A 10,031-nucleotide genomic window follows, 5' to 3' on the forward strand; every position below is an offset into this window, starting at 1 on the left:
CAAAGAAGATATGTCCTTTCGAAAATATCTGTGTCGCGGAACTGTGAATGTCCTTGCGGAAAGTACCATGATCGCAATTGCTCATAACATCAATAAACTTCACAGAAAAATACAATCCGGTAAAATAGGACAGCATTTATTTGAACTTAAAACAGCATGATTTTTGAACTATCAAAATTCAAAACAACCTTTTCATAGAAGGTCTGGTTCAAGTACGCCCAAAAATCAATATGAATCAGAAATGGAATAAAAAGGACATTTCTGTAGGAAAAAAAGAGCTGCGCACCGCTGAATTTAATCAGCTAGTGCGACAGCCCCTTCTTTTTTGGTTTTACAAGCCCTTTACAAAGTGTTTACTCTGATTTTATTGAATTTACACTGCCGCAGCCCATATAATTTCAAGTGTTGAATCGAGACAACCTGAAAGAAAGACACGAAGCAAACACAAAGAAAGACACAGAGCAGAACATAAAGAAAGATACAAAGTAAAACACAAAAAAAGGAGGGCACATGCGATGCTGGAGCTCAAAAATATTAAGAAAGCATTTGACGGAACAACAATTTTAAACGACATCACATTGGACGTGCAGGATGGTGAGATCATTTCCATTCTGGGACCGTCCGGAAGCGGCAAGACCACACTTTTGAACCTGATACTCGGAATCACAGATATCGACAGTGGCAAGCTTCTGTATGATGGACAGGATCTGACGAGAGTACCGATGGAAAAACGAGGATTCAATATAGTATTTCAGGATTATGCATTATTTCCGAATCTGAATGCGTACGACAATATCACATATGGATTAAAAAACAATCCGGGAATCTCCAGCAAAGAAGAGGTGGCTGAATTAATTGAACTTCTCGGTCTGGAGGAACATCTGGAGAAAAGGATTGAACAACTCTCCGGTGGACAAAAGCAGAGAGTGGCACTGGCGAGAACCATGGTGATGAAGCCGAAGATCCTGCTTTTGGATGAGCCACTCAGTGCACTGGACGGTGTGATCAAGGAATCGATCAAGGACAGGATCAAGACGATTGCAAGAGAGTATAACCTGACCACGATCATTGTAACCCATGATCCGGAAGAAGCACTGACGCTTTCTGACAGAGTACTGATCATCAATGAAGGAAAGATATCGCAGTACGGAAGGCCGGAAGAGATTATTAACGAACCAAATAATTCCTTTATCAGGGAGTTCATTTTGAATCAGCTGGAAATCAAACGGAACAATATATTCAGCCTGTTTCGATGTGAAGCGACAGCATAGCAGGTGGTGTGATGGAAAATAAAAAAGAAGAAAAAAGACAACGTAGGAAACAGCAGAAAAACCGGAGCCAGCATAAGAGGCAGACAGAGATTCAGATTATTTTTATCGCGGTAGCGGTTCTGTTCATCTGGTTTCTGGCTGTGCCGGTGATCATGCTGCTTCTGAAATCGTTCCAGAGCTCCGATGGAGCGTTCTGGTCGCATTATGTGGAAATGTTCACGAAAAAAGGCTTTTGGCAGGCGGCAGGCAACAGTGTAAAAGCTGCGGGATGCAGTGCGGTGCTCACAACTCTGCTGGCATTTTTGCTGGCGTACACGGTACACTACACAAATCTTCCTGGAATTGTGAAGAAAATAATCCGGGGAGGCGCGGTGCTCCCGATGCTTCTTCCGACCATTACATATGGATTTGCAATCATATACTCCTTTGGAAAGCAGGGACTTGTGACGCGTGCTTTCGGACATCAGTTCTTTAACATTTACGGGTTTGGCGGTCTGCTGCTTGGTTACGCAATCTACACACTGCCGGTTTCCTTCCTGCTGATTCATAATACGATGGGGTACATCGACAAAAAGTTTATGATCGTATCCAGGGTTATGGGTGACAAGAGCATTAAGACATTCGGTATCACGATTCTGAGACCGCTGCTTGGAACCCTTGCAGCATCACTGGTGCAGTGTTTTTTCCTGGCGTTCACAGATTTCGGGATCCCGGCGTCTGTAGGCGGACAGTATGACGTGATTGCATCCGTATTGTATGACGAGATGCTGGGAAGTCTCCCCAATTTTAACAATGGAGCGGTGGTGGCGGTGGTGATGCTGGTGCCGTCGGTGGTGAGCATCGCGCTGCTTCACTATCTGGAGCGGTACAATGTCAGATACAACAAAATCTCCGTAGTGGAGAACTGGAAGAACAGGACAAGAGACGGTATATGCGCGGTTCTGTCTGCGGGGGTCATGCTTATGATCGTCACGATTTTTGCGGTCGTATTCATCGTTCCGTTCGTGAGCGGCTGGCCGTACGACATGACATTTACCACGGAGCACGTCAGCAAAGTATTTGCGGACCCGGTTCTGGCCGGGGTATTTAAAAATTCCCTGTACGTATCGATTCTGACGGCACTTGTCGGTTCCCTTGTAGCCTACGGTGCAGCACTCGTGACAGCGCGGAGCAGAATATCCGGGCAGTGCAAGCGCATGGTAGAAGCTATTGCACTGGTGACGAATACCATTCCAGGCATGGTCATCGGTATAGCATTTCTGCTGATGTTCTCAGGGACATCTCTGCAGAACACATTTGTACTGATGATATTGTGCAACGTGGTACATTATTTTTCCACGCCGTATCTGATGATGAAAAATTCACTGGAAAAGATGAATGCGTCGTGGGAGACGACGGCGATGCTCATGGGCGACAACTGGATGAAGACAATCTTCCGGGTGGTGACACCAAATGCACTGCCGACGATTCTGGAGGTGTTCAGTTATTACTTTGTAAATGCGATGGTGACGGTCAGTGCGGTGGTGTTTATTGCAGGGGCGCGGACGATGGTCGTCACGACAAAGATCAAAGAGCTGCAGCATTTTGCAGAGTTCAACGAGATATTTGTGTTATCACTTGGAATATTATTTACGAATATTGCTGCAAAGGCAGTATTCTGGCTGATAGCAAACTATAAAAAAGCAGCACAGAAGGAAAAGAATAACAAAGATAAAGAGGAGAAGAAAAAGATGAGAGCGAAAAAATTAGTGGCGGCATGTATGGTATGTGCATGTGTTTTGACTTCCGCGGGAATGCTCAGTGCATGTTCCGGAAACGGTGGAGACAAAAGCAGTGAACAGGTCATCCTTTACTCAAATGCGGATGACGAGGCAGTTACAGCAATGAAAAATGCACTCGATAAAAATGGATATGAAGGACAGTATTTGATCCAGACCTTCGGAACATCGGAGCTTGGCGGTAAGCTTCTGGCAGAAGGAACCAACATCGAGGCAGATCTGGTGACCATGAGTTCCTTCTATCTTGACAGTGCGCAGGAGCAGAATGATATGTTTGAGACACTGACCTTCGATGCGCCGACGCTTGCAGAGACACCGGATTTCTACCGCCCGATCACATCTCAGGAGGGAGCGGTCATCGTGAACACAGAGGTGATGAAGGAGGAGGGACTCCCGATGCCGACGTCCATCAAGGATCTGGCAGATCCAGTCTACGAGGGACAGATTTCCGTGACAGATATCAAGAGCTCTTCCACAGCATGGCTTCTGATTCAGGCACTGGTCAGTGAATACGGTGAGGATGGAGCGAAAGAAGTATTGACAGACATATACAAAAATGCAGGTCCTCATATTGAAGATTCAGGCTCCGGTCCGATCAAGAAGGTACGTGCAGGGGAGGTTGCAGTCGGATTTGGACTCAGACACCAGGCGGTGGCAGATAAAGCAGCAGGACTTCCAATCGACTTTGTAGATCCGGTCGAGGGTAATTTTTCACTGACGGAATCTGTGGCAGTGATTGATAAAGGCGAGAAGACCAACCCGCTTGCAATGAAGATGGCAGAGTGCATCATCAAGAACGGCAGAGCAGAACTGCAGGAAACGTATCCAAATGCGATTTATGAGGGAGAGACGGTCGATGCAAACAATGAGTCCGCCAATCCGAAGGTATTTTCAGAGCCGCTGACAGCGGATCTGCTTAAGAAACATCAGGAATTGTCGGAGAGCTGTAAGTAAAAACAGGCAGCTTTACAAAGAACAGAAAACAAAAATATAAAACAAAAATATAAAACAAAAACAGAAGCCCCAAAATAGAAGGCAAAACATAGAAGAGAAAAGAGAGGAAATATCATGATTAATTACAAATTATTAACACCCGGACCACTGACGACTACAGATTCTGTCAAGAGAGTGATGATGGAAGATCACTGTACCTGGGATGATGACTACAAGCAGATCACGCAGAAGATCAGAAAGGAACTGCTGGAAATAGCGCATGCATCCGAGGCAAACTATACAACCGTATTGATGCAGGGGAGCGGGAGTTTCGGTGTGGAGTCGGTTCTGACCAGCGTGGTCGGAGCGGATCAGAAGCTGCTGATCATTGCGAATGGAGCCTACGGGGAGCGAATGATGAGTATTGCGGACCATGCAGGGCTTTGCTATGTGCCGTACCGTGTGGAATATGACCAGATACCATCCGCAGAAAAAGTGGAGGAGTTACTCGCAGCAGACAATGAGATCACACACGTTGTGATGGTACACAGCGAGACCACCTCCGGTATCCTCAATGACATCGCAGCGGTGGCAGCAGTGGCAAAAGCAGCAGGATGTACGATGATCGTGGATGCGATGTCAAGTTTTGGCGGTGTGGATATACCGGTGGAAGAGCTGGGAATTGATTTTCTGGTAAGCAGTGCCAACAAGTGCATTCAGGGAGTACCCGGGTTCTCATTTATCATCTGTAATCGAAAAAAACTGGAGGAGAGTGAAGGAAAGGCGAGAAGCCTGTCACTGGATCTGTTTGATCAGTGGAAGACCATGGAAAAAGACGGAAAATGGCGTTTCACTTCCCCGACCCATACCGTGCTGGCGTTTGCACAGGCATTGGAGGAATTTAAAGAAGAAGGTGGAGTTGCGGCACGGTCAAAGCGTTATTATGAGAACAACCGTCTGCTGATCCGAAAGATGAAAGCAATGGGAATCCGGACGTATATCAGCGAAAAAAATCAGGGACCGATTATCACTACCTTCCTTTATCCGGAGCATCACAATTTCTCTTTTGTGGAAATGTATGAGTATATCAAGGAACGCGGCTATGCGATCTATCCGGGAAAGGTTACGGATGCAGACACATTCCGAATCGGAAATATTGGAGAGATCTACGAGGAAGATATTCTGAAGCTGGCAGACATTTTCCGGGAGTTTTTTGACAGAATGAAAACCAAAACGGCAGTGATCTTTGACTGGGCAGGCACGGCGGTAGATTATGGATGCTTTGCCCCGGTGAAAGCATTTGCGCAGGTGTTTCAGAATGCCGGGATTGAGCCGACCATGGAGGAAATCCGCGAGCCAATGGGAATGCTGAAGTGGGACCACATCAAAACAATGTTGAATATACCGCGGATTCATGCACTCTGGGTGAAGCAATATGGAGCAGAGCCGGTCGATGCGGATGTGGACCGCCTGTATCAGGAATTTGAGCCCACACTGTTTGGAATATTGGATCAGTATACACAGCCGAATCCCTATGTGCTTGAGACAGTTCAGGAACTTCGGGAGAGAGGGATTGTAATCGGATCGACGACCGGATATACGGATGATATGATGAAAATTGTAGTGGAAGGTGCAAAGGCAGCAGGCTACGCGCCGGACTGCTGGTTCAGCCCGGATGCAGTGGGCAGTAAGGGGCGCCCGTATCCGTATATGATCTATAAAAATATGGAGCAGCTCGGGGTTTCCTCTGTGGACGAGCTGGTGAAGGTCGGTGATACCATTTCTGATATAAAGGAAGGGAAAAGTGCCGGAGTATTTACCATAGGCGTATTAGAAGGAAGTTCTCTGATCGGTCTGTCCAAAGAAGAATATGAGGATTTGTCTGACGAAGAAAGAGAGCAGATCCTTGGAGAAGCGAAGGCGAAGTATGAAGAGGCAGGAGCGGATGCGGTGATCAAAGATATCCGCGGACTTCTGGAATATGTGTAGAAAATAGTGTACATACAGAATGGCAGGGATCCCCCCCTGCCATTTTTGATTTTATGTAACGAGGAAAGTTCTCTGAACTTTCCTCGTTACATAAAAACCCTCCGGGGGATGCGCACTACGCACAAATGGAATATGGTCACTGGGGTGACCGCGCTTCGGCGCGAGAGTTTCGCATACGAAACTCTTTGCTCTTAAAAAATAACCTTACAAAAGCTGTTTTCCGGTTGACGTTCACCTACAGTTGGTGTAATAACGGAATACTTATAATAAAAGAGGTTCCCTCCGAAGGGACAGAATGCAGGTCAATGGTTCCCTTGTGTTCTGTTACAATGGTTTTCACAATATAGAGCCCCAGCCCTTTTCCGTTGGGCCGGTTGGTATAGAACCGATTGAAAACATGAGAAATCTCCTCGGGAGCGATGCCGCAGCCCGTGTCAGAAACCGTAATCAGTGCGTGATCTGATTCCTTGCGCAGGGTAAGCGTGATCGTGCCGTCCGCAGGGGTGGCAGCCACAGCATTGTAAACCAGGTTCTCCAGCATACGCAGCAATTTCTCACGATTTCCCAGAATCATACAGGCGCCCTCGGTGAGCCTGCTGGAAAACAGAAAATCAATGCCGTCAAGCTCAACATCGGGTTGATTGGAGTGATGAAATTGCTGTAAAAGCAGATAGAGGTCAAGTGGTTCCATGCAAAATTCCAGATTGTTCTCTACCGTAAAATCCTGCATCGTCTTAATGCGTCCGGCCATGTCACTGCATTTGTCTTCAATGACCGTGAGCAGTGAGGCGGTATCGGGATCCAGCTGAATCTGATTTTCCTGAATTAACTGGGTATAGGTCAGGATGGATGCCATCGGCGATTTCAGATCATGAAGGAACTCGGAAAGAAAACGCTGCCGCTCGTTGATCAGTCCGGCGATATCCTGTGTTTTAAGCTCTACCTCCTCTTGCAGATGGAAGGTAAGAGATTCATTTTCCGCAATCATGGAACGGTTTTCCAAAAACATAAACATACTAAAGCAAAGAACCAGAGCAAACACCCCATATTCATCCAGCCAGCCGGTATATGCCGGCTCATACCGGTTGATCAGGACCGTGCCGGCAAAGAGGCTGGTGCCATAGATGGTGACGCCGCCCAGAAGCCATTTGGCCTTATAATTCTGTCTCACTGAGGAGTAGAACGTGAGGCAAATCAGCAATAGCGCAACCAGAAGCTTGTAGATGGAAATCATTTTGCCATATACAAAGGTATAGGTAGGAAACACAGGGAGTACGGCCAGCGGCACAATGATGGAAACCAGGAGCATGGTACCTGCGCAGCGGCAGAGCATGGCCCCTTTTCCGTGGGAGAGGGGGATGCCCATATAGAGGAGAACGATAGCAAGAATGCAGAAAATACCCAGCATAGAAGCCGCATCCTCCATTGTGTAGAGCAGCCGGATCGAACCAAGCCCCAGAAGATGAATAAAAGGGTACAAAATCCGCACACAAAAACTAAGCACAAGGACACCCAGACAGAGCGAAAGACGATGATGTCTGGAACCCTTTTGCGTCCAAAAGGGAAGTGTGAACAGTGCGATAGCCAGAGAAAAGAAACAGAGAAAACCATAAAAAATCATCCGGACGGCATTCATTGTATACATGCATGCAGCGCTTCCCAGAACAGGCGGGAAAGTCATACCGCTGTAGTAATGCGTATAATTTGCTGTCTGAACCACCAGCTCGGTATCTTCTGTCAGCGTAAATGAACAGACCAGATCCTTAATCTGTGGCTGATAGGGAGAGATGCTTCCGGTCTGTCCGACCAGCTCACCATTCACATAGACCTTGCTAGAGGAATAGATCTCCGGCAGAAGCAGGCTGAAAGTGGCGGGCGCACCATCGTAATGAAGTAAAAGCCGATAAGTCGCCGTGCCGTAAGAATCCTTGTTCCTATGAAATGCAGACAAATTCAGAAACTGCCCGATATAGGTAGTGACAGAACTTGTGTCCGCTGTAGAAGCAATCTGTGCCGGTGTCAGGAGCTGATCCGGGTACAGTTTCCACCCGTCTACCAGATAAGCAGGAACATCCCGGGACAGATTGTTTTCGTCCAAAAGTGCAATTCCGTCTTGCGAAACAGGAACAGGTGAACTATACTTATTATCATAGAGATAAAGTGCGAAAAAGAAGGTGCCTGACAGAAACAGAAGCACCAAAAAAAGGATTAGATTTTGTAACCATTTTTTGGAATCCATAAAAATACCTCGTAGGGAAGGGATATTTATGAGACGTAGATACTCACAAATTATCGTTATATTGTTTTTGTTCGTTTGCTCTCCGGTGCTTCTTGCCCGGGCAGAGGACACACCCGGGGAGGACGTGCAGTGGGAAAGTGCGTCCACATGGGAAGAGCTACAGGTCTGGCTGCTGGATCATGAAAGTGCCGGTGGAACGATTAAGCTCACACAGGACGTTGTCATGACCGGGGATTTTATCTACAGCCGTTTCTTTTCGGATATGACTGAGCCGGGTGAACTGTGCATTGATACAGGAGCATATCACCTGCTCGTAGAAGGAAATCTCCAATTTGCCGGAGGCCCCAAATTCACGATAACAGGGGATGGAGAAGTCATCCGGGTAGCAGAAGCAGGGCGGCTGAAGATGACAGCGATCGCCATAGAGAACAGAACGGGTGGCTGTGCCATCTATCAGGAGGAAGGCGGAACCCTCTCCGTGGGTGGCGGAACTGTTGTTCAAGGCGAGATTCATTATGCAGAACTTCCGGTTGTGACTGACTATCCTTATGTAGAAGTCATGGTGCCGGAGGCAGGAAATCTTACGGAGCATCTGCCATCTACTGTTTATGCTTATTATAACTACCAGGGGCAGGATAATTCAAGTGAAATGTCTGTAGAATGGGATTTAGAAGCTTTTGAATCCCAGATTGCAGGCAGGCAGCGGTTCCGGCTTGGCGGGCATGTTTCAGGAGCTGCGCAGCAGGTTCCCCTGACAGCGGAGGTTGTATTCTTTGATCGGGACATCACCTTTTCAGAGACACGGTTTTATGAATACCAGATGAGTACACTCGTATCCTTAGATTATTACTGTCGGGGAGTACGGGAACCACAGCTGTATTATTCCTTTGATCAGGACACGTATACTCCGGTATCCGCTCATCCTGTTCTCATTGAGGAAGAAAAAGGACAGGCACAGTTTTCGCTGGTCAAAGGAAAGAGTCTCCCGGAGTGCGCGGAAGATGAGATACCATGGGAACCGGGTGATCCTGCGATTTCCTTCGTGTTTGGCTGGCAGACCGAGAGCGGGGAGCAGTATTCAGATGTCATCTGTTATGACGGAACAGGCGGTGTTATCGCCGGAGAGCCTTACGATGGGAACCGGGGCGGTGGAACAGATCTGGGAGGTGACATTCCGGAAAATGGCGGTCTCGGAGACGGGGATAAGGAGCCGATCCTTCCATCACCTCCAACGCAGGATGTACCGGAGATAGAGGATCCGGACAAGGAAGAGGAACCGGGTCAGGATGATAGCGCAGGCAAAAAAGAAGAGCCGGGTCCGGATGAGCTACAGCCTCCAACAACCATACTCGAGACCGAGCCAACGCAGGATGCACCGGATGAGACGGGTGGAACAGCAGTGGTGAAGAAGCAAAAAGCTGATCCCCTTGTACTGGCAGGAACTTTTGGATTCATGCCAGAGGTAATAATAGGCAGAACAGACAATACAGAGGGTGCTGTGAAGAGATCTGGACAGAGTGAAAATACTTCGCAAAAAGAAAGCGCCAATACAACGGGCGTGTCCCAAACCGCGTCCGCATCCGAAAGCACATCTGTATCTGGCAGTAAAACGGTCAGGCAGGAGGAGTTCGAACAGGACGGCTCAAAGATGTGGATGATGGTTTTCATTACAGGCACCGTGCTGCTGATTGCTTTTGGCCTCTCCGGTGCAATTTTGAAAAAAATAGTAACTGTTCAGAACCCCCTTGGGGAACTAATTAATTTTTGTACAAAACAGAGAATTTTTAAAACCTGTTTTGCGATATTATTTCGGTAATTGGT

Annotated in this window: 5 protein-coding genes; 4 read left to right on the top strand and 1 reads right to left on the bottom strand. The window is 47.4% G+C overall.

The annotated features are described in order from the left end of the window. Nucleotides 1–515 precede the first annotated feature (515 nt). The 3 genes from BUB85_RS19750 (at nucleotide 516) to BUB85_RS22390 (ending at nucleotide 5,971) form a co-directional block, all read left to right on the top strand. Nucleotides 516–1,271, top strand: coding sequence for an ABC transporter ATP-binding protein (locus BUB85_RS19750; protein ID WP_073113214.1), 756 nt, complete (start codon nucleotides 516–518; stop codon nucleotides 1,269–1,271). Between the two features lie 11 nt (nucleotides 1,272–1,282). Continuing rightward, nucleotides 1,283–4,003: an extracellular solute-binding protein gene (locus tag BUB85_RS19755; protein WP_073113215.1), complete on the top strand. Its 2,721-nt coding sequence runs from the start codon at nucleotides 1,283–1,285 to the stop codon at nucleotides 4,001–4,003. A 114-nt stretch (nucleotides 4,004–4,117) separates the two neighbouring features. Then, complete coding sequence (locus BUB85_RS22390; protein ID WP_073113216.1) at nucleotides 4,118–5,971, top strand: 2-aminoethylphosphonate--pyruvate transaminase; 1,854 nt, start codon at nucleotides 4,118–4,120, stop codon at nucleotides 5,969–5,971. Between the two features lie 235 nt (nucleotides 5,972–6,206). On the opposite strand, the gene BUB85_RS19765 is transcribed toward BUB85_RS22390, so the two are convergent. Further along, nucleotides 6,207–8,069, bottom strand: coding sequence for a sensor histidine kinase (locus tag BUB85_RS19765; RefSeq protein ID WP_159434688.1), 1,863 nt, complete (start codon nucleotides 8,067–8,069; stop codon nucleotides 6,207–6,209). Between the two features lie 169 nt (nucleotides 8,070–8,238). Here BUB85_RS19765 and BUB85_RS19770 point away from each other — a divergent pair, with 169 nt between their 5' ends. Then, the gene (locus tag BUB85_RS19770; RefSeq protein ID WP_143160800.1) at nucleotides 8,239–10,026 is read left to right on the top strand and encodes a hypothetical protein; all 1,788 of its coding nucleotides are present in this window, start codon (nucleotides 8,239–8,241) and stop codon (nucleotides 10,024–10,026) included. Nucleotides 10,027–10,031 lie beyond the last annotated feature (5 nt).

This window comes from Hespellia stercorisuis DSM 15480 (assembly GCF_900142165.1).
In the GTDB taxonomy this organism is placed as follows: Bacteria; Bacillota; Clostridia; order Lachnospirales; family Lachnospiraceae; genus Hespellia; species Hespellia stercorisuis.